This is a genomic window from Amycolatopsis sp. NPDC114484, from assembly GCF_055633755.1.
This window is the reverse complement of the sequence record NZ_JBVKDQ010000009.1, coordinates 127,054-145,687: the sequence shown is the minus strand read 5'-3', so window position 1 is coordinate 145,687 and position 18,634 is coordinate 127,054. Positions and strand designations below refer to the sequence as shown.

21 protein-coding genes are annotated in these 18,634 nt (G+C 68.5%); 15 read left to right on the top strand and 6 right to left on the bottom strand.

The features are described from left to right. Nucleotides 1-18: 18 nt before the first annotated feature. From ACZ7SW_RS22965 to ACZ7SW_RS22955, 3 genes are read left to right on the top strand one after another with little or no spacing between them, the layout of a single operon-like run. Nucleotides 19-444 (top strand): YciI family protein, encoded by a 426-nt coding sequence (locus ACZ7SW_RS22965; protein WP_470232450.1) that lies wholly within the window; start codon nt 19-21, stop codon nt 442-444. Next, the gene (locus ACZ7SW_RS22960; RefSeq protein WP_470232449.1) at nt 444-800 is read left to right on the top strand and encodes a YciI family protein; all 357 of its coding nucleotides are present in this window, start codon (nt 444-446) and stop codon (nt 798-800) included. The genes ACZ7SW_RS22965 and ACZ7SW_RS22960 overlap by 1 nt, the downstream gene beginning before the upstream one ends. A 54-nt stretch (nt 801-854) precedes the next feature. Next, nucleotides 855-2,132 carry an RNA polymerase sigma factor gene (locus ACZ7SW_RS22955; protein ID WP_470232448.1) on the top strand — a complete coding sequence of 426 codons (1,278 nt, stop codon included), beginning with the start codon at nt 855-857 and terminating at the stop codon, nt 2,130-2,132. A 171-nt stretch (nt 2,133-2,303) separates the two neighbouring features. Here ACZ7SW_RS22955 and ACZ7SW_RS22950 read toward each other — a convergent pair whose 3' ends face one another. Then, entirely contained in the window at nt 2,304-3,083 is a 780-nt protein-coding gene (locus ACZ7SW_RS22950; RefSeq protein WP_081684630.1) for an IclR family transcriptional regulator, read from the bottom strand. A gap of 242 nt (nt 3,084-3,325) precedes the next feature. Between ACZ7SW_RS22950 and ACZ7SW_RS22945 the strand changes: the two genes are divergently transcribed. Genes ACZ7SW_RS22945 through ACZ7SW_RS22925 form a run of 5 tightly spaced genes read left to right on the top strand, consistent with a single transcriptional unit; the run spans nt 3,326 to nt 7,784 of the window. Next, entirely contained in the window at nt 3,326-4,552 is a 1,227-nt protein-coding gene (locus tag ACZ7SW_RS22945) for a DUF1727 domain-containing protein (protein ID WP_470232447.1), read from the top strand. Then, nucleotides 4,545-5,252: a type 1 glutamine amidotransferase gene (locus tag ACZ7SW_RS22940; protein ID WP_470232446.1), complete on the top strand. Its 708-nt coding sequence runs from the start codon at nt 4,545-4,547 to the stop codon at nt 5,250-5,252. The genes ACZ7SW_RS22945 and ACZ7SW_RS22940 overlap by 8 nt, the downstream gene beginning before the upstream one ends. A 29-nt stretch (nt 5,253-5,281) precedes the next feature. After that, nucleotides 5,282-6,670, top strand: coding sequence for a HAMP domain-containing sensor histidine kinase (locus ACZ7SW_RS22935; RefSeq protein ID WP_470232445.1), 1,389 nt, complete (start codon nt 5,282-5,284; stop codon nt 6,668-6,670). Between the two features lie 2 nt (nt 6,671-6,672). Next, nucleotides 6,673-7,341, top strand: coding sequence for a response regulator transcription factor (locus tag ACZ7SW_RS22930; protein ID WP_009084133.1), 669 nt, complete (start codon nt 6,673-6,675; stop codon nt 7,339-7,341). Continuing rightward, complete coding sequence (locus ACZ7SW_RS22925; protein ID WP_470232444.1) at nt 7,338-7,784, top strand: chloramphenicol phosphotransferase CPT family protein; 447 nt, start codon at nt 7,338-7,340, stop codon at nt 7,782-7,784. Before ACZ7SW_RS22930 ends, ACZ7SW_RS22925 begins: the two co-directional genes overlap by 4 nt. Here ACZ7SW_RS22925 and ACZ7SW_RS22920 read toward each other — a convergent pair. Genes ACZ7SW_RS22920 through ACZ7SW_RS22910 form a run of 3 tightly spaced genes read right to left on the bottom strand, consistent with a single transcriptional unit; the run spans nt 7,781 to nt 9,336 of the window. Beyond that, the gene (locus ACZ7SW_RS22920) at nt 7,781-8,182 is read right to left on the bottom strand and encodes a CoA-binding protein (protein WP_470232614.1); all 402 of its coding nucleotides are present in this window, start codon (nt 8,180-8,182) and stop codon (nt 7,781-7,783) included. The genes ACZ7SW_RS22925 and ACZ7SW_RS22920 overlap by 4 nt on opposite strands. A 41-nt stretch (nt 8,183-8,223) precedes the next feature. Next, on the bottom strand, nt 8,224-8,790 hold the full coding sequence (locus tag ACZ7SW_RS22915; protein ID WP_470232443.1) for a hypothetical protein: 567 nt from the start codon (nt 8,788-8,790) through the stop codon (nt 8,224-8,226). 42 nt (nt 8,791-8,832) lie between these two features. Continuing rightward, complete coding sequence (locus ACZ7SW_RS22910; RefSeq protein WP_470232442.1) at nt 8,833-9,336, bottom strand: VOC family protein; 504 nt, start codon at nt 9,334-9,336, stop codon at nt 8,833-8,835. A gap of 151 nt (nt 9,337-9,487) precedes the next feature. Here ACZ7SW_RS22910 and ACZ7SW_RS22905 point away from each other — a divergent pair, with 151 nt between their 5' ends. Both ACZ7SW_RS22905 and ACZ7SW_RS22900 read left to right on the top strand, forming a co-directional pair. Continuing rightward, nucleotides 9,488-10,285 (top strand): 2-keto-4-pentenoate hydratase, encoded by a 798-nt coding sequence (locus ACZ7SW_RS22905; protein WP_470232441.1) that lies wholly within the window; start codon nt 9,488-9,490, stop codon nt 10,283-10,285. Next, nucleotides 10,282-11,043, top strand: coding sequence for a 2-keto-4-pentenoate hydratase (locus ACZ7SW_RS22900; protein WP_470232440.1), 762 nt, complete (start codon nt 10,282-10,284; stop codon nt 11,041-11,043). The genes ACZ7SW_RS22905 and ACZ7SW_RS22900 overlap by 4 nt, the downstream gene beginning before the upstream one ends. On the opposite strand, the gene ACZ7SW_RS22895 is transcribed toward ACZ7SW_RS22900, so the two are convergent. Then, the gene (locus ACZ7SW_RS22895; RefSeq protein WP_470232439.1) at nt 11,033-11,890 is read right to left on the bottom strand and encodes an alpha/beta fold hydrolase; all 858 of its coding nucleotides are present in this window, start codon (nt 11,888-11,890) and stop codon (nt 11,033-11,035) included. The genes ACZ7SW_RS22900 and ACZ7SW_RS22895 overlap by 11 nt on opposite strands. 91 nt (nt 11,891-11,981) lie before the next feature. Between ACZ7SW_RS22895 and ACZ7SW_RS22890 the strand changes: the two genes are divergently transcribed. The 5 genes from ACZ7SW_RS22890 to ACZ7SW_RS22870 are packed head-to-tail and all read left to right on the top strand — an operon-like array spanning nt 11,982 to nt 17,956. Next, nucleotides 11,982-12,419, top strand: coding sequence for a hypothetical protein (locus ACZ7SW_RS22890; protein WP_470232438.1), 438 nt, complete (start codon nt 11,982-11,984; stop codon nt 12,417-12,419). A 32-nt stretch (nt 12,420-12,451) separates the two neighbouring features. Continuing rightward, nucleotides 12,452-14,089 (top strand): 2,3-epoxybenzoyl-CoA dihydrolase, encoded by a 1,638-nt coding sequence (gene boxC / locus ACZ7SW_RS22885; RefSeq protein ID WP_470232437.1) that lies wholly within the window; start codon nt 12,452-12,454, stop codon nt 14,087-14,089. Nucleotides 14,090-14,093: 4 nt separating this feature from the next. Then, a complete protein-coding gene (boxB, locus tag ACZ7SW_RS22880) occupies nt 14,094-15,515 on the top strand; it encodes a benzoyl-CoA 2,3-epoxidase subunit BoxB (protein ID WP_470232436.1) in 1,422 nt (473 codons plus the stop codon). Nucleotides 15,516-15,525: 10 nt separating this feature from the next. Continuing rightward, nucleotides 15,526-17,088 carry a benzoate-CoA ligase family protein gene (locus ACZ7SW_RS22875; protein WP_470232435.1) on the top strand — a complete coding sequence of 521 codons (1,563 nt, stop codon included), beginning with the start codon at nt 15,526-15,528 and terminating at the stop codon, nt 17,086-17,088. A 13-nt stretch (nt 17,089-17,101) separates the two neighbouring features. Then, nucleotides 17,102-17,956: an amidohydrolase family protein gene (locus ACZ7SW_RS22870; RefSeq protein WP_470232434.1), complete on the top strand. Its 855-nt coding sequence runs from the start codon at nt 17,102-17,104 to the stop codon at nt 17,954-17,956. A 1-nt stretch (nt 17,957) separates the two neighbouring features. Here ACZ7SW_RS22870 and ACZ7SW_RS22865 read toward each other — a convergent pair whose 3' ends face one another. After that, nucleotides 17,958-18,632, bottom strand: coding sequence for a dihydrofolate reductase family protein (locus ACZ7SW_RS22865; protein ID WP_470232433.1), 675 nt, complete (start codon nt 18,630-18,632; stop codon nt 17,958-17,960). Nucleotides 18,633-18,634 lie beyond the last annotated feature (2 nt).

The following is an 18,634-nucleotide window of genomic DNA, read 5'->3' as shown; positions in this document are numbered from 1 at the left end:
AGCGAGAGGGAACCGAAGATGCGATTCATGGTGATCATGAAGGCCAGCGAAGAGAGCGAAGCGGGCCAGATGCCGAGCACCGAACTGCTCGCCGAGATGGGCAAGTTCAACGAGGAACTCGTGCGGGCCGGCGTGATGCTCGCGGGCGAGGGACTCGCTCCCAGCTCCCAGGGCGCCCGGGTGAAGTTCTCCGGCGACAGCGAGCCCAGCGTGGTCGACGGGCCGTTCGCCGAGACCAAGGAGCTGATCGCCGGGTTCTGGATCCTCCAGGTGCGCTCGCTCGAGGAAGCGGTGGAGTGGATCAAGCGCGTGCCCAACACCGACGGCGCGCACCACGAGATCGAGATCCGGCGGATCTTCGAGGCCGACGACTTCGGCGACAACCTCACCCCGGAACTGCGGGACGCCGAGGAGAAGCTGCGCGAGCAGGCTGCGCAGAACTGATGCGGTTCATGGTGCTGGTGAAAGCCAGCAAGGAATCCGAAGAGGGAGCCGCGCCCAGCCCCGAATTGATCGAGCAGATGGGCCGGTTCAACACCGAACTCGCCGAATCCGGCCACCTCGTGCAGGCCGCTGGGCTGACGCCGAGTTCGGACGGCGCCCGGCTGCTGTGGTTCGAAGGGGAGGCGGAGCCGAGCGTGGTCGACGGCCCGTTCGCCGAGACCAAGGAACTCGTCGCCGGCGTGTGGATTCTGGAGGGGGAGTCGGTCGCCGAGATCGTCGAGCTGATGAAGCGGGCGCCCAACCCGGACCGGCGGGCGGGCACCGTCGAGATCCGCCCGATGACGGGCGAACTCTGACTCCGCGCCCGCCCGAGGGTTGCCTCGGGCGGGCCGGGCCGGTCTGATGGGCCGGTGGACACGCGAAATGCGGTAGAGGCCGTTTGGCGGATCGAGTCGGCGCGGGTGATCGCCGGTCTCGCGCGGATGACCCGCGACGTGGGCCTCGCGGAGGAGCTGGCCCAGGACGCGCTCGTCGCCGCGCTCGAACAGTGGCCGGAGACCGGCGTGCCGCGCAACCCGGGCGCCTGGCTGATGACCATCGCGAAGCGGCGGGCCATCGACCTGTTCCGGCGCAACGAAACCTTCGGCCGCAAGCTCGACGAGATCGGCCGGGAGGCCGAACAGCTCGGCGAGGGCGTGCTGCCCGACTTCGACGCGGTGCTCGACGACGAGCAGATCGAGGACGACCTGCTGCGGCTGGTTTTCACCGCGTGCCACCCGGTGCTGTCCACCCAGGCGCGGGTGGCGCTCACGCTGCGCATGCTCGGCGGGCTCAGCACCGACGAGATCGCCCGCGCCTTCCTGGTAAAGGAATCCGCTGTCGCGCAACGCATTGTGCGGGCGAAGAAGACGCTCGCCGACGCCAAGGTGCCGTTTGAAACGCCGGTCGGCGACGAGCGCGTCGCACGGGTGCCCGCCGTCCTCGAAGTGATCTACCTGATCTTCAACGAGGGCTACTCCGCCACGCGCGGCGACGACTGGATGCGGCCCGCGCTGTGCGAGGACGCGTTGCGGCTCGGCCGGGTGCTGGCCGGCCTGATCCCGGGGGAACCGGAGGTGCACGGCCTGGTGGCGCTGATGGAGATCCAGGCGTCGCGCTCGGCGGCGCGCACCGGCCCGAACGGCGCACCGGTGCTGCTGATGGACCAGGACCGCAGCCGCTGGGACCGTCTGCTGATCCAGCGCGGCCTCACCGCGCTGGCCCGGTCCGAACGGCTGGCGGACGGCACGTACGGGCCGTATTCCGCGCAGGCCGCGATCGCCGCGTGCCACGCCGTGGCGGTCACGCCGGACGAGACCGACTGGGCGCGGATCGCGGCGCTGTACGCGGGTCTGGCGCAGCTCACGCCGTCTCCGGTGATCGAGCTGAACCGGGCCGTCGCGGTCTCGATGGCCGAGGGGCCGGAAGCCGGGCTGGTGCTGGTGGACAAATTGCTGGCTGAGCCCGCGTTGAAGAACTACCACCTGCTGCCGAGCGTGCGCGGCGATTTTCTGTACAAACTCGGCCGCCGGGACGAGGCGCGCGCCGAGTTCGAGCGCGCGGCGAAGATGACCGGCAACGAGCGGGAGCGCGCGCTGCTGCTGGAGCGGGCCGAGTCGTGCAGCAAGCTGGAAGCGGGAACGAGGTAGCGGGGCGCGAGTGATCGTCATGCCGGAAACGGTCCACCACCGGCCCGACAATTCCCGGACCAGCAGCCAGCCATCCCCAGGGTTGTCCACAAGTCGACACGGCTGTGGATAACCTGTTTCCGCTGGTAGAAGCCTCAAGACCGGGCCGGAAAACCCGATCCGGTGAAAGGGTCAGCGGTTCCGCACGTACCCCAGCCGCATCGACAACGCGGCCGCGGTTCCGGCGACCGTCGCGCCCAGTTCGTCCGCCCGGCGCATCACCCGGGGCGCGGGCCCGGCGACGCTGATCGCCGCTATCGGACGACCCGAGTGGTCCCGCACGGCCGCCGCGACGCAGCCGACGTCCGGCTCGTTCTCCAGGTCGTCCACGGCCCAGCCGCGCCGCCGGGTGCGCGCCAGTTCGTCCAGCAGCCGGACCGGGTCGTTGATGGTCTTGAGGGTGAGGCTGTCCAGCTTCATCCGGCGCACGCGCTCCACCCGATCGGCCTCCGGCAACGCGGCCAGCCAGGCCTTGCCCAGCGACGTCGCGTGCTGCGGCCGCCGGGTGCCGAGGCGGCAGGAAAGGGTGACCGCGCTGGCGCTGCGTTCGGTCGCGACGTAGACCATCGCGTCGTTGTCCGGCACCGCCAGGTACGTCGTCTCTCCGGAACGTTCGGCCAGCGCGGTGAGATACCGCGGCGCACAGCGGTGCAGGTCGGTCGCCGCCATCGCGCGGGCGCCCAGTTCGACCAGCCGGGTGCCGAGCCGTACGCGTCCGGTGACGGTGTCCGCCTCCAGGTACTCCAGCCGCTTCAGCGTGCCGACGATCCGGTACGCCGCGCTGCGCGACAAGCCCAGTTGGCGGGCGAGCGCGTTCGTGGAGATTTCCTGGTGCTGCCCGACGTGTTCGAGCACCGCGAGCCCACGCTCCAGGGTGCCGCTTTGATCCAGCCCGCGTGCTGCTGCGTCCACGTTCGCCCTCCGCCTGTCGCTCTGCGTTCCCGGTCACCGGTGCGTGGTGCCATCAAGCGGGGTTGGACGCTAACACCTCCGATGTATAGACGGAAGATCTTGACCGATCCCTGTCATTAGGCAGGTTCAAGGTTGCGCCGAATGGTTCAACCTCCGATCAGTAAGACTGCTTACAAAGGGTAACGGAGACTGGAGTCACCCTCTCAGGAAAATCACAGCGCCTGTGCCGCACGGTTTGGGTGATGTCCACACGTCTGCGCACCCGGGCGTCGGTCGCCGCCGGGCGGCTGACCGCGTGGTTTTCCCGTACCGCCCGGCTGGGCCGCGGCGGGGTGATCGGCGGCCGCGTCACGCTGCGCCTTGACCCCAAGGCGTTGCGCAGGCTCGGCCGCGATCGCACGGTCGTGATCGTCACCGGCACGAACGGCAAAACCACCACGTCGCTGATGCTGACCCGGGCGCTCGAAGCGCTCGCCGAGGTCGCGCACAACGGCGACGGCGCGAACATGCCTGACGGTTTGGTGGCCGCGCTCGCCGCTGCCCCGGAAGCGCCGTACGCGGTGCTGGAAGTGGACGAAACCTACGTTCCGTGGGTGGCCGAGCAGGTGCAGCCGGCGGCGCTCGTGCTGCTCAATCTCAGCCGTGACCAGCTCGACCGCGTCGGCGAGGTGCGGATGATGGAGCGCGACCTACGCGCCGCGTTCGCCGGGCTGTCGCGCACGGTCGTGGTCGCGAACTGCGACGACGTCCTGGTCACGTCCGCGGCTTCGGCGGCCGCGCGCCCGGTGTGGGTCGGCACCGGCCGGCGCTGGTCGGGCGATTCCGTCTCCTGTCCCCGCTGCGGCGGTGCGATCACGCACACCGATCGCGAATGGCGTTGCGCGGTTTGCGCTTTCGCTCGCCCGGAGCCGACCTGGACCCTCGACGGCGACTTGGTCCACACCCCCGGTGGCCGGCAAGTAGACCTCGACCTGCGGCTGCCCGGCGAGGCCAACCGGGCCAACGCCGCCCTCGCGCTCGCCGCCGCGCATTGTGTCGGCGTGCCGCCGCACACCGCAGCGGCCCGGCTGCGCACGATCACCGATATCGGCGGGCGCTACCGCACGATTCGCCGCACCCGGCATTCGGTGCGGCTCATGCTTGCGAAGAATCCGGCTGGGTGGGCTGAAACGTTGCGCGTGCTCGACGAGGACACCCCGGTCGTCGTCGCGGTCAATGCGCACGAGGCGGACGGCCGCGACCTGTCGTGGCTCTGGGACGTGCATTTCGAGCGCTTGCGCGGCCGTCAGGTCGTCGTCGCCGGGGAGCGATCGGCGGACCTCGCGGTGCGGCTTTGCTATGCCGAGGTGCCGCATTGGTCGGCCCCGGACCCGGTCAGCGCGATCGACACGCTGCCGCCGGGCGGGGTCGAACTCGTCGCGAACTACACCGCCTTCCGCGACCTGGTCGACCGGTTGCCTGATGTCTGATTCGACCGTCGGCATCGGCCTCTTGCTGCCCGAGGTGCTGGGGACGTACGGCGATTCCGGCAACGCACAGGTGCTCTGCAAACGCTTGCAGTGGCGTGGTTACGAAGCCGAGGTGGTGCCGGTCTCGCTCGACTCCGAGGTACCGTCCACTTTGGACCTCTACCTGCTCGGCGGCGGCGAGGACATGGCGCAGGTGTTGGCCGCGGACTTCCTGCGAGACTCGGCGGGGCTGCGGAGCGCGGCGAACGCGGGACGTCCGGTGTTCGGGGTGTGCGCGGGCCTGCAGATCCTTGGCACGCGCTTTCGCGGCGTCGACGGCGTCGAACACGCCGGGCTAGGGCTGCTCGACCTGGTCACCGAGCCCTCGCGGCAGCGCGCGGTGGCCGAGTTGATCGTCGAACCGAACCTGCTCGAAACGCCGCTGACCGGCTTCGAGAACCATCAGGGCGCGAGCGTGCTCGGTCCGGGCAGCGCGCCGCTCGGCCGCGTCGTCCGGGGTACTGGCAACGGCGACGGCACCGAAGGGGCAGTCACCGACCACGTCGTGGGCACCTACCTCCACGGCCCGGCGCTGGCGCGCAACCCAGAGCTGGCTGACCTGCTGTTGTCGTGGGTGCTGGGCCATGCGCTGAAGCCGTTGGACCTGTCTGAGGTCGACACGCTGCGCTCGGAACGGCTGGCCGCGCGCCGCGCCCGATGACGTCTCTCGCTGCTCGTTACGCTGCGTGCGTGAGACTTCTTGCTGCAGCAGGCGTCCGGATGCGGACAACCGGGGTTGCCGTGCTCGCGCTCGCGCTGGCCATCGCGACCGCGTGCGTCGTCGTGGTGCTCTTGCTGCAGCAGTCGCTCGACCGAAGCGTCACCGAAAGCGCGCGTAGTACCGCGCGGCAGGTTGCCGTCCAACTCGTGCGCGCGGGCGCGCGAGACTTGTCGCCAAGCGACGTCGCGAGCACTGGGGACACTGAAGCCGTCACGCAGGTCCTCGGGCCGCGAAGCACGCCGATCGCGAGCGATCCGGCGATTGTCGGCCGTCCGGCCATCACCGCCGCGCGCCCGGCCCCAGGGCAAGAAATCGTCGAGACGCTGCCACTCGGCCTAGACGGCGACGGCAGTGACTACCGCTTGGTCTCGGAAGGCGTCAACGGGCCGGGCGGACCGTTCACCGTCATCTCGGCACGGTCGCTTCAGCCAGTCACTGAAGCGTCTGCGCGGCTTACGCTGCTGCTAGGGCTGATTTCGCTGCCACTGCTCGGTATCGCCGGCTTCGCGGTGTACCGCTCGGTCGGGTCCGCACTGCGACCGGTAGAGCGGATGCGGCGCACTGTCGCCGAGATCTCGACACGCGACCTCGCATTGCGCGTATCGCTGCCGCCTGGCGGCGACGAGGTGCACCGCCTCGCTGTCACGCTCAACGAGATGCTCGAACGGCTTGGGTCGGCGCAGGCCGCGCAACGCCGCTTCGTCGCCGACGCGAGCCACGAACTGCGTTCGCCGCTGTCGACCATCAGTACCGCGCTCGACGTTTCGAACCAGCACCCGGAGACCACCAACGAACTCGTGCCTGTGATCACTCGCGAGACCGCGCGCCTGCGAGAGCTGGTTGACGACCTCCTGATGCTCGCGCGCACCGACGACGCCACGGACCGGCCCGCGCGCACTGAAGTCGATCTCGACGACATCGTCCGCGCCGAAGCCGAACGCGTACGCGGCGAAGCGGCTGTCGAGATTGAAGTGCGCGCGGGACCGGCGAAGGTGCGCGGCAGTGAGGCGCAGCTGCGTCGCGCCGTACGCAACCTCGTCGACAACGCGTGCGGGCACGCGCGTGAGCGGATCCGGATTGCGAGTTCGGTGCAAGATGAGATGGTCGTGGTGGAGGTGAGCGACGACGGCCCGGGAGTCGCCGAGGAGGACCGGGAGCGAGTGTTCGAGCGGTTTGTGCGGCTGGACGCGTCACGACGGCGCGGCGGCACCGGACTGGGCCTGTCGATCGTGGCCGGCATCGCGGCCCGGCACGGCGGCCGCGCGCGGTACGTCGACGTGGCCGACCCGAGCTACCCGGGTGCGCACTTCGTGATCGAACTGCCGAGCATCGAACTGCCCCGGATCGAGGAGGACTGAGCATGCGGTTGCTGATCGTGGAGGACGAGCTGGAGTTCGCCGAAACCCTTCGCCGCGGCCTGGTCGCCGAGGGGTTCACGGTGAACGTCGCGCACACCGGCCGGGACGGACTCTGGTCGGCGATGGAGCACGATTACGACGCCGTGGTGCTCGACATCATGCTGCCTGAGCTTTCTGGCTACGAAGTGCTGAAACGCTTGCGGGCAGCGGAGAATTGGACGCCGGTGCTGATGCTCACGGCGAAAGACGGCGAGTACGACGAGGCGGACGCCTTCGACCTCGGCGCGGACGATTATCTTTCGAAACCGTTCTCGTTCGTCGTGTTGCTGGCCCGGTTGCGTGCGCTGCTTCGCCGGGGTGCGCCAGCGCGTCCGGCGGTGCTGACGGCTGGGGATCTGCAGCTCGACCCGGCCGCCCGCACTGTCCACAGAGGAGAGACACGGATCGAATTGACCGCGCGCGAGTTCGGGTTGCTGGAATTCTTGCTACGCAGGCAGGGCGCGGCGTTGACCAAGAACGAGATCCTCGGCCACGTCTGGGACGCGCATTACGAGGGGGACGAGAACGTGGTCGAGGTTTACGTCGGGTATTTGCGGCGGAAGATCGACGCGCCGTTCGGGACGCGGACGATCGAGACGGTGCGCGGAGTGGGGTATCGGCTGGTCGGATGAGCGGCCACGTCGTTTTTCTCAATGGCACGTCCAGCTCCGGCAAATCGAGTATCGCGGCGGAGTTGCTGGATTTGCTGCCGGGGCCGTATTTCTCGGTCCCGAGGGACGCGATCAACAGCATGCGGTCGCGGAGGCGGACACCTGAATTCGGCACGCCGGAATTCGATGAGGTTTTCGAACGGACTGTGCGTGGCTACCATCGCATGCTGGCCGGGCTCGCTGCGGCTGGAAACGGTGTGATCGCCGACCACGTGCTTCGGCCGCATTGGCTCGCCGACTGCCTGGAAGTGTTGCGGGAACAGGAAGTCACGTTCGTGGGCGTGCATTGCCCGCTGCCGGAACTGCGGCGGCGCGAGCAGGCGCGAGGCGACCGTCCCGCCGGGCTAGCGGAACGGCAAAACTCATCGCGAAACCCGGGCATTCCCAAGCATTCGCCCGATTAAGCCAGTGAAATCCCCGCCACCGCACGCACCACAGCCGTGCACCGATCCTCGACATACTCCAGCCCGGCGGCAGAAGCGATCTGCCGAGCCTCCGCCGACACGATCCCCTGCTGCAACCACAACGCCTTAGCTCCGATCGCGACCGCGGAACGTGCGATGCCGGGCGCTTCCTCAGCCGGACGGAAGACGTCCACCAGATCCACCGGTTCCGGAATCTCCTCCAGTGACCGGTACGCCTTCTCCCCGAGCAGCTCAGTCGCCGACGGATGCACCGGAATGATCCGGAAACCGTGCGCCTGCAGGGAAGCCGGTACGCCGTGCGCGGCCTTGCCCGGGTCGCGGCTCAGACCGACGACAGCGATCGTGCGCGCGTTGGCAAGGATTTCTTCGGGCTTCATACTCACCTCAACAGCCCAACCCAGCCGGGGATTCCGCGACGTCACAGCCGCCACAACCGCAGGCCGCGCACGCGGTAAACCGGCCACAGCACATGCCACGGTGACCGTCGCAGGCAGGCGGAGGTGCACACCAGAACATTGCGCGAGACAGTGGACGCGACCTCGTGTCGGTCTGGCCAGGCTTCGCCGCGGGCACCGAGTGCGAGGCGGAAGACGGTCAGCAGACCGCGTCCCTGCACGTCATAGCGGGCACCGGTGTCGCCCGCGTCGGGGAGCAGGCGGGCGATTTCCTCGCGGAAGGCACCAGCGACCGGTGCACCCGCTGGTGCATCGAACACGCTGCCCACGATCGCCCGCCCATGCAGCCGACGCGCGAATCGCATGAGCAGCCGTCGTTCCCACCAGGGCAGCAAGCGGCGGTGAGTCAGCAGTGCGGCACACTCGCCGTGGCCGAGGGCGAAAACCTCGGCGAGGTCGTCGTACCGGCTCACCGCGGTCGGCTCCGCCAGGTGCAGCCGCACCTCGAAACGGGTCTGCGCGATCAGTTCGTCGATCGCTTCCCGCCGGTCGAGCCGTGCTTTCTGCCGCGAAGCCGCCCAGTCGCCCATGGGCACCCACTCTGATCCCGGCGGCGCGCCGAGTCCAGTGGTTCAGCCGATCTTCGACCCGTACATCTCGCCGAGGTCGTCGGCGATCAGTTCGATCCGGGCGCCGTCCGGGTCGGCGAAGTAGATCGACGTACCGCTTTCTTCCTGGTACTTCACGCCGGCGGCGTCGAGCCGGGAGCGCGCGCCCGCCCAGGCTTCCGGGGTGAGCGACAGGGCCAGGTGGTGCAGGCCGCCGAGCACCTCCGCGTACGGGCCGAGATCGAGACCGGGCAGGTCGAAGAACGCGACCGCGTTGCCGTTGCCGACGTCGAAGAAGAAGTGGCTCGACCCCGGGTAGTCGCGGTTTTCGATCAGCTCGGTGAGCGGGAAGCCGAGAATGTCCTGGTAGAAGGTGATCGTCTGCTCGACGTCGCTGGAGAGCAACGCCGTGTGGTGGATGCCGCGGCCCACGGTCGCCGGGCGTTCCGCCGCAGGGTGCAGGTGCTGGTCCCGCAGCCGGTCGCGGGCCTGCGCGAGCTGGGCGACTTCGGTCTCGGTGGGTGCCATTTCGGGTCATGTCCTCTCTGGGAGCCAACACGGAAACAGTACGCCGACAAATTCTCGCACGCAAGAGATTGGCGAGCGAGAGAAGCAGTTCGTACCGGTGAATGGAACGGACGGGTTGGCGCACGCGGCGCGGTCAGGCAGAGTTCGGCCCGTGGAACCCGCTGAGCTGCAGGACGCCGTCGCGCTGCTGACGAGCGCGTACGAGCGCCACGAGCCGATCGATCCGCTCGTGAAGACCTTCCCCGACGCGACCATCGAAGACGCCTACCGCGTGCAGCAGGAGCAAGTCCGCGCGTGGGTGGCGGCCGGCGACGTGGTGCGCGGCCACAAGGTCGGCCTCGCCTCCGCGGCGATGCAGCGCCAGATGGGCGTGAACCAGCCCGACTTCGGGCACCTCACCAGCTCGATGTTCCTGCTCGAACACCAGCCGATCCCGACGACGCGGTTCCTGCAGCCGCGGATCGAACCGGAGATCGCGTTCGTGCTCGGCGCGCCGCTGCGCGGTCCGGGCGTGACCGTCGCCGACGCTGTCCGTGCGGTCGACTTCGTGCTTCCCTCGCTGGAGATCGTCGATTCACGCGTCCGTGACTGGAAAATCTCGATCTTCGACACTGTCGCGGACAATGCGTCGTCCGGCGGTGTCATCCTCGGCAGCAGCCCGACCAATCTGCGCGACGTCGACCTGCGGCTCGCGGGCTGCACGCTGCACGTCAACGGCCAGCTCGCGGCCACCGGCGCGGGCGGCGCGGTGCTGGGTTCCCCGATCAACGCCTTGGTGTGGCTGGCCAACACTGTCGGCCCGCTCGGAGTGACGCTGGAGCCCGGCCACGTCGTACTGCCCGGTTCGATGACCGCCGCGCAGACCGTCCGCCCCGGCGACACCGTCGTGGCGACCATGGCCGGCCTGGGCAGCGTGACCGCGGTGTTCGCTCCGGAGGAGGAAAAGTGACCGCCGATATCGCTGCCGCAGCGCAGGAATTGCTTAACCGGACAGAGGAAAGCGCGCAGCTCACCGACACCTGGCCGGACCTCGACCTCGCCACCGCCTACGCGATCCAGGACGAAGCCCTGCGGCTGCGCCAGGAACGCGGCGAGACGCTGATCGGGGTGAAACTCGGGCTGACGTCCCGGGCGAAACAGCAGCGGATGGGCGTCGAAGAACCCCTCCTCGCCTGGCTGACCGACGCGATGGTGCTGCCCGCGGGTGCGCCGACGCCGCGGCTCATCCACCCGCGCGCGGAGCCGGAGCTGGTGTTCGTGCTCGGTGAGCGACTCGCCGGTCCGGGCGTCACCGCGGCTACCGCTCTTGCCGCGGTTTCCCAGGTATACGGCGGAATCGAGATCATCGACAGCCGGTATCGCGACTACCGGTTCACGCTGCCGGACGTCGTCGCGGACAACGGCTCGTCCGCGCTGTTCGGGCTCGGCTCGGTCGGCCGACCACCGTCCTCTTTGGATCTTTCATTGGAAGCCGCACTGCTCGAAGTGGACGGTCAGATCGTCGACACCGCCACCGGTGCCGCCGTGCAGGGCCACCCAGCCGAAGCGCTGGCATTGGCGGCGAATTCCTTGGCCGCACGCGGATTGGCGCTCGAACCGGGCTGGCTCGTGCTGACCGGCGGGATGACCGACGCCGTCGAACTGCGCCCGGGATCCCGCGTCGCCGCGCACTTCTCGAACCTGGGCTCGGTGACGATCAGCGGGTAGCGAGCCGCTTGATCCCGGCGATCACCCGCGGCCACACTTCGCGCGGCAGATCGTGTCCCATGCCGGGCACGAGGTCGAGGTCGGCACCCAGCGCACGGGCCGTCGCGCGACCGCCGGACACGTGCACCAGCGGGTCGGCCGTACCGTGAATCACCAAGGACGGCAAGGAAAGCCGGCGTAGATCGGCGGTCCGGTCGCGGGAGGACAGGATCGCGGCGAGCTGCCGGAACACGCCCGCCGGGTTGAGGCCGCGGTCGTACGTGCGTTCCGCGCGCTGGCGGAAATGGTCCTCGTCGAACGGGAATTCACGCGAGCCGATCAGTCTTGACGTGCGCACCAGTTGCGTCACGTAGTCCTCGCGCGTGCGCGGTCCCGGGGCCAGCATCGCGAGCGCGGCCCGCGGACTGGGCAGGCCGACATTGCGCGCACCGGTGGTCGACATGATCGACGTCAGCGTCCGCACCCGCCGCGGGTGCCTGATCGCGAACTCCTGCGCGATCATCCCGCCCATCGACGTGCCGACCACGTGCGCGCTTTCGATGCCGAGAGCGTCGAGCAGTTTGCCCGCGTCGTCGGCCAGATCGCCGAGCGAGTACGGCGCGGATCGCAGGAAGTACGCGAGCGGAAGGCTGGCCCGGCCGGTCCACCACTGCGAGCGCCCGACGTCGCGGTTGTCGAACCGGTGCACGTGGAAGCCCGCCTCGGCGAGCTGGGCGCAGAACTCGTCGTCCCACCAGATCATCGGCGCGGCGAGGCCCATCACCAGCAGCAACGGCGGCGCGGACGGATCGCCGAACGATTCGTGGCACAGGGTGATGCCGTCGGCTTCGAGGGTCTGCTCGGTCATGGCTCCAGTTTCGCTCACGGCTTGGCCGGGCGGAGTCGTCCGGGTACGCTCCCGCTAGAGCGATCTATCAAATCGCAAGGGGGCGAGCGGTATGGACGTTCTGCGCGACAAGGGGCTCGGCCCGCTACGGCTGATTCTGGCGTTCACCCTGGTCAGCACGGTCCTGCACTACACCCACAACGTCGTGCGCGCGGCGGACTACCCGCAGGTTCCGGGCCTCAGCGTGCCGGTCACGCAGATCGTGGTGGCTTTGAGCTGGGTCGTCTTCACTGTGTTCGGCGTGCTCGGCTATCGCGCTTACGTGCGCGGCCAGTACTGGCGCTCGCTGGCGTTCCTGCTGGTCTACTCGCTGTCCGGACTGGCGAGCGCGGGGCATTTCCTGGTCGGCGTGCCGCAGGTCCCGGCGTTCTGGTTCGCGACGATCTTCACCGACACGTTCGCGGCCATCGCGTTGTGGGTATTCGGGTGCTGGGCGGCGATGCGGCTCAACCGGGTGAGCGTCGCCGGGCAAATGTCTACACAACATTGACGTTCGTAGAAAGCATGTAGACAATCGAGGACGTGACCACCACCACACCTGTCACGTTCGAGCGGCATCCGGACACTTACCGGCACTGGCGGCTGACCGTCGACGGCGAGGTCGCCTGGCTGGAGATGGACGTCGACGAGCAGGGCGGCCTCGTGCCCGGGTACGAGCTGAAGCTGAACTCGTACGACCTCGGCGTCGACATCGAGTTCTACGACGCCACCCAGCGGCTTCGGTTCGAACATCCGCAGGTGCGCGCGGTGATCGTGACGAGCGCGAAGGACAAGGTGTTCTGCGCCGGGGCCAACATCCGGATGCTCGCCGCGTCGCCGCACGAGTGGAAGGTGAACTTCTGCAAGTTCACCAACGAGACCCGCAACGGCATCGAGGACGCCACCGAGTTCTCCGGACAGACCTACGTCGCGGCGGTGAACGGCAGCTGCGCCGGCGGTGGTTACGAGATCGCGCTGGCCTGCGAAAAGATCCTGCTGGTGGACGACAACTCGTCCACCGTCGCGTTGCCCGAGGTGCCGTTGCTCGGCGTGCTGCCCGGCACCGGCGGGCTCACCAGGGTGGTCGACAAACGGCGCGTCCGCCGCGACCTCGCCGACGTGTTCGCCACGCGGCCGGACGGGGTCAAAGGCCGGACCGCGGTCGACTGGCGGCTGGTGGACGAGCTGGTGCCGCGCGTCGGGTTCCGCGAGAAGGTGCTGTCGCGGGCGCACGAACTGGCCGCCGAATCCGACCGGCTGCCTGCCGAGCAGGGGATCGAACTCGCGCCGCTGGAGCCGTCGGTGACCGACGACGGAATCGAGTACCGGCACGTTCGCGTCGCGTACGACCGGCCGAACTCGCTGGTCACGCTCACCGTGCTCGGCCCTTCCGGAGAGCCGGAGCTGGACGGTTGGCTGTTGCGGCTGACCCGCGAGCTGGACGACGCGATCCTGCGGCTGCGCACGAACGAACCGGACCTCGGCACCTGGGTGCTGCGCACCGAGGGCGATCCGGAGGCGGTGCTCGCGCACGAGGAGGTCGTGCTCAGCGGGAAAGACTGGCTGAGCAACGAAATCCTGCACTACTACAAGCGCACGCTGAAGCGGCTGGACGTCACCAGCCGTACCTTGATCGCGTTGATCGAGCCGGGCAGTTGCTTCGCCGGGAGCCTGCTTGAGCTGGCCTTCGCGGCGGATCGGCAGTACCTGCTGGACGGGCCGCCGATCGACGACGAGGACTCGCCGGAACGGGCGTCAATCACCTTGTCCGAAGCCAATTTCGGCGTCTTCCCGATGGGTAACGGCCTGTCCCGGCTCGAGTCGCGGTTCTACGGCGACGACGATCACCTGACGTGGCTGGCCCGCGAACGCGACCGTCCGCTGAGCGCCGCCGAAGCGGTCGAACTCGGGCTGGTCACCGACGCGCCGGACGACCTCGACTGGGAGGACGAGATCCGGATCGCGTTGGAAGGGCGGGCCTCGCTGTCGCCGGACGCCCTCACCGGGATGGAGGCGAACCACCGGTTCGTCGGCCCGGAAACGATCGAAACCAAGATCTTCGGGCGGTTGACCGCCTGGCAGAACTGGATCTTCACCCGACCGAACGCCTCCGGGCCCGAGGGCGCGCTGCGTCGCTACGGCACCGGGCAGAAGGCGGTCTTCGACAGGAAGCGGGTCTGAACCGATGCCCGAAAAGATCGACTACGACGCCAAGATCCCGAACAACGTCCACCTCGCCGACGACCGAAGGCTGCAGCGCGCGCTGGAGGGCTGGCAGCCGAAATTCATGAACTGGTGGGGCGAAATGGGCCCGACGCTGGAAACCGAGGGCGTGTACCTGCGCACCGCGGTGAGCGTCGGCCGCGACGGCTGGGCGCACTTCGACCACGTCAACGTGCCGGATTACCGCTGGGGCATCTTCCTCGCCGAGCGGGAGCCGGACCGGCGGATCGCGTTCGGCGAGCACGCGGGCGAACCGGTGTGGCAGCAGGTGCCCGGCGAGTACCGCGCCGATCTGCAGCGGCTGATCGTGATCCAGGGCGACACCGAACCGGCGTCGGTCGAACAGCAGCGGCTGCTCGGGCTCACCGCGCCTTCGCTGTATGACCTGCGCAATCTCTTCCAGGTGAATGTGGAGGAGGGGCGGCACCTGTGGGCGATGGTGTACCTGCTGCACGCCTACTTCGGCCGCGAAGGCCGGGACGAGGCCGAAGGTCTGCTGCTGCGCAACTCCGGCAGCCCGGACGCGCCGCGCATCCTCGGCGCGTTCAACGAGGAGACTGCCGACTGGCTCGCGTTCTACATGTTCACCTACTTCACCGACCGCGATGGCAAATACCAGCTCGGCACGTTGAAGGAAAGCTCGTTCGACCCGTTGTCGCGCACCTGCGAGTTCATGCTCAAGGAGGAGGCGCACCACATGATGGTGGGCACCACCGGAGTCGACCGGGTGGTGCTGCGCAGCGCTGAGTTGATCCGCGAGCACGACACGTACGACATCGCGTCGCACGGCGGGATTCCGCTCGACCTGATCCAGCGGTACCTGAACTTCCACTACACGGTGTCGCTCGACCTGTTCGGCAGCGAGACGTCCACGAACGCGGCGAACTACTACACCGCCGGGCTCAAGGGCCGCTGGCAGGAGGGACGGCGCAAGGACGACCACAAACTCACCGACGACAGCCGTCTGCTCGACCGTCCGCGCGACGACGGGACCTGGACGTCCGAGGAACTGCAGGCCATCCTGCTGCTGAACCTCGACCTGCGCGGCGAGTACACCGCGGACTGCCAGACCGGCGTGAACCGGTGGAACAAGATCCTCGGCGACGCCGGCATCGACTTCCGGTTCGCGTTGCCGCACCCTGGTTTCAACCGCGAGGTGGGCATAAACTCCGGCCACCACGTTACTCCGGACGGCAGCATCGTCGACGAGGCGACGTGGGAGGCGGCCCGGCACAACTGGCTGCCGACCGCCGAGGACCTGACGTTCGTCCGGTCGCTCATGCACCCGGTGTACGAGCGCGGGAAGATCGCCAGCTGGGTAGCGCCGCCGAGGCAGGGCATCAACGGAAAACCTTTCGACTACGAGTACGTCTACCTCACCTGAGGGGGCACCGATGACGGTTCCCGCGAACTTCAACGCCGCGGAGTACCTGCTCGGACGCGGCCGTCCGGACGCGCTCGCGGTCGTCTCGCCGCGGCGCACGCTCAGCTACGGCGAACTCGCCGCCGAGACCCATCGGGTCGCTTCCGGACTGCGCGCGCTGGGCGTGCGACCGGAGGAGCGGGTGATGTTCTGCATGGTCGACGACGTCGAACTGCTGAGCGGGATTCTCGGCGCGATGCTCGTCGGCGCGATCGCGGTGCCAGTGTCCACTATGGTCACCGGGCTGGAGCTGGGCCAGGTGCTCGCCGATTCGCGGGCCCGGGTGCTGTGCGTGTCCGGGGAGTTTTCCGCGCAGGCGGCTGGCGCGCTGACCGGTGCGCCCGAGGTGACCGACGTGGTGCTCGACCGGGCCGATCCGGCGGAATTCCCCGCCGGGGTGCGGACGCATCGGTGGCCGCTGACCACTGCCGACGATGTCGTGGCCGCGCCGACCTGGGAGGATTCGCCCGCGCTGTGGCTCTACACCTCGGGCACGACCGGGCAGCCGAAGGGCGCGATGCACCGGCACGGGAGCATCCGCGCGGTGTGCTCGACCTACGCTTCGCAGGTGCTGGGAGTGTCCTCTTCGGACCGGTTCTTGTCCGTGCCCAAATTGTTCTTCGCTTACGGGCTGGGGAATTCCGCGTTCTTCCCGCTCTCTTGTGGAGGGACGACGCTGCTGGAACCGGCGCGTCCGACGCCGGGGATCATCGCCGCGCGGGCGCGGGCGGATCGGCCGACGTTGTTCTTCGGAGTGCCGACGTTCTACGCGGCGCTGTTGGCCAGCGATGTTCCGGACGACTCGTTTTCCTCGGTGCGGTACGCGGTTTCGGCCGGGGAGCCGTTGCCGTCGGCGCTGTTCACGCGGTTCCGCGCACGGTTCGGGGTGGAGATCCTGGACGGGATCGGGTCGACCGAGGCGTTGCATATCTTCCTGTCCAACCAGCCGGGTGCGGTGCGGCCGGGCAGCACCGGCGTGGCGGTGCCGGGGTACTCCGTCGAGATCCGGGACGAGCGGGGCGCGGTCATCTCGGAAGCGGACCGGGCAGGCGAGCTGTTCGTCTCCGGGCCGTCCATCGCGACCGGGTATTGGGCGCGATATGAGACTACGAAACAGGTTTTCCAGGGGCCGTGGCTGCGGACCGGGGACAGCTACGTGCGCAACCCGGACGGCACCTATACGTGTCTCGGCCGGTTCGGCGACATGTTGAAAGCGGGCGGGATCTGGGTCTCTCCGTCCGAAGTGGAGGAACGATTGCTGCAACATCCCGCTGTCGCCGAGGTGGCGGTGGTCGCCGCGCCGGACGAGGACGGGCTGGACAAGCCGGTGGCGTGCGTCGTCGCGGCGCCTTCGGCCACTGTGGACGCTGGCGAATTGATCGAGTTTTGCCGGGAGGGCCTGGCGGCGTTCAAGCGCCCGCGTGGCGTGGTCGAGATGGCCGAGCTGCCGAAGACCGCGACCGGGAAGATCCGGCGGAACGTGATCCGAGAAATGGTGCGCGAGTCGCTGCTCGTGCCGCAGCCGCAATCGTGATCGGCTGGCCGGCATGATCGACGAGCACTTCGTGGTGGACGCCCACGTGCACACTCCGCGGCTGCCCACACTCAAGCCCGCGTGGCTGGACTGGGCACGCGACTTCGCCGGCGAATACCCGTGGCGCACGGTGTACGACGCCGACGGCACGGTGATCCCCGCGGCGATGGACGACCTCATGGCGCACGAGGGTGTCGACCGGGTGCTGTTGTTCTGTGAATACAGTCCGCGGGCTACGGGCATTCAGTCGATTGAAGACAATCTTCCGTTGGTGGCCTACAACCCGGAGCGGTTCCGGCTGGTGGCCAACGTGAACCCGCATCTTCACCATCCGCTGGCCGGCGAGGTGGAACGCCAGCTCGCGCTGGGCGCGGTGGCGTTGAAGATCCACCCGGTGCACGGCGCGTTTTCCCCAGCGGACAAGGAGTTGTACCCGGTGTACGCCTTGTGCGCCGAACGCGGGGTTCCGGTGATCCTCCACTCTGGACTGTCGGTTTTCCCCGGCTCCCGCGCTAGTTACGGGGATCCGTCGCTGCTGTCCGATGTGGTCGAAGACTTCCCGTCGGTGAACTTCGTGTTCGCGCACGGCGGCCGGGGCTGGTGGTACGACGTGGCGGCGTTCATGGCCCAGTCGAGGCCGAACGTATGGCTCGACCTCGCCGGGCTCCCGCCGAAGAAACTGCCGGAGTACTACGCGCGCTTCGACCTCGTGCGGCTGGCTCGGAAGTGGATCTTCGGCACTGACTGGCCGGGCGTGCCGGGCACCGCGGTGAATGTCCGTGCGGTCGCCGATTTGGGGTTGCCCGCCGACGTACTGGACGGGGTGCTGTCCGGCAACGCGTTACGGCTGATGCCCGGCTTGCGCTGAGCTACTTCCGCCAGAGCAGATGATGCACGACCCCGCTGGAGCTCGGGATTTTCTCCAGGTGGTAGCGATCGGTCAGCTCGTCGGGAGTTTCCCAAAGCCGTTCCCCGGCACCGAGTTCGACGGGTGCGACGGCGATGTGCAGCGTGTCGATGAGACCGGCGTCGAGGAATTGCCGCACCGTTTTGACGCCGCCGCCGATCCGCACGTCCTTGTCTCCGGCGGCTTTCTTCGCCTGCGCGAGCGCTTCCTCCGGGGTGGTGTCGAGGAAGTGGAAAGTGGTCTGGCCCAAGGTGATCGACGGCCGTTCGTGGTGGGTGAGGACGAAGACCGGGGTGCGGAACGGGGGCTCGTCGCCCCACCAGCCCTGCCAGTCGTGGTTCTCCCACGGGCCGCGTTGCGGGCCGAACTTGTTGCGTCCCATGATTTCCGCGCCGATGCTGTCGCTGCGGTGCATGTCGCGGGTGAAGTAGTCGTCGAGCCCGCGGGTGCCGCCAGGTTCGCCGCGCATCGGCCAGCTGGCGGTTTCCCCGGCCCAGGCGAAGAGCGGTCCCGGATCGGGATGGCCGAACGGCTGCTCGAGAGTCTGGTCCGGGCCGGCACCGTAGCCGTCGGCGGAAACGTTGAAACACTGGACGCGCACCAGCACCGGGACCCCCTGGTTGTCTTTAGCAAGCACTA

Excerpts from the sequence above, each read along its gene's own strand:
- ACZ7SW_RS22895 (WP_470232439.1), bottom strand. The coding sequence starts at position 11,890 with ATGACCGAGCAGACCCTCGAAGCCGACGGCATCACCCTGTGCCACGAA.
- ACZ7SW_RS22920 (WP_470232614.1), bottom strand. The coding sequence starts at position 8,182 with ATGAAGCCCGAAGAAATCCTTGCCAACGCGCGCACGATCGCTGTCGTC.
- ACZ7SW_RS22915 (WP_470232443.1), bottom strand. The coding sequence starts at position 8,790 with ATGGGCGACTGGGCGGCTTCGCGGCAGAAAGCACGGCTCGACCGGCGG.
- ACZ7SW_RS22930 (WP_009084133.1), top strand. The coding sequence starts at position 6,673 with ATGCGGTTGCTGATCGTGGAGGACGAGCTGGAGTTCGCCGAAACCCTT.
- ACZ7SW_RS22890 (WP_470232438.1), top strand. The coding sequence starts at position 11,982 with ATGGACGTTCTGCGCGACAAGGGGCTCGGCCCGCTACGGCTGATTCTG.
- ACZ7SW_RS22960 (WP_470232449.1), top strand. The coding sequence starts at position 444 with ATGCGGTTCATGGTGCTGGTGAAAGCCAGCAAGGAATCCGAAGAGGGA.
- ACZ7SW_RS22940 (WP_470232446.1), top strand. The coding sequence starts at position 4,545 with ATGTCTGATTCGACCGTCGGCATCGGCCTCTTGCTGCCCGAGGTGCTG.
- ACZ7SW_RS22910 (WP_470232442.1), bottom strand. The coding sequence starts at position 9,336 with ATGGCACCCACCGAGACCGAAGTCGCCCAGCTCGCGCAGGCCCGCGAC.
- ACZ7SW_RS22965 (WP_470232450.1), top strand. The coding sequence starts at position 19 with ATGCGATTCATGGTGATCATGAAGGCCAGCGAAGAGAGCGAAGCGGGC.
- ACZ7SW_RS22945 (WP_470232447.1), top strand. The coding sequence starts at position 3,326 with ATGTCCACACGTCTGCGCACCCGGGCGTCGGTCGCCGCCGGGCGGCTG.
- ACZ7SW_RS22875 (WP_470232435.1), top strand. The coding sequence starts at position 15,526 with ATGACGGTTCCCGCGAACTTCAACGCCGCGGAGTACCTGCTCGGACGC.
- ACZ7SW_RS22925 (WP_470232444.1), top strand. The coding sequence starts at position 7,338 with ATGAGCGGCCACGTCGTTTTTCTCAATGGCACGTCCAGCTCCGGCAAA.
- ACZ7SW_RS22870 (WP_470232434.1), top strand. The coding sequence starts at position 17,102 with ATGATCGACGAGCACTTCGTGGTGGACGCCCACGTGCACACTCCGCGG.
- boxB (WP_470232436.1), top strand. The coding sequence starts at position 14,094 with ATGCCCGAAAAGATCGACTACGACGCCAAGATCCCGAACAACGTCCAC.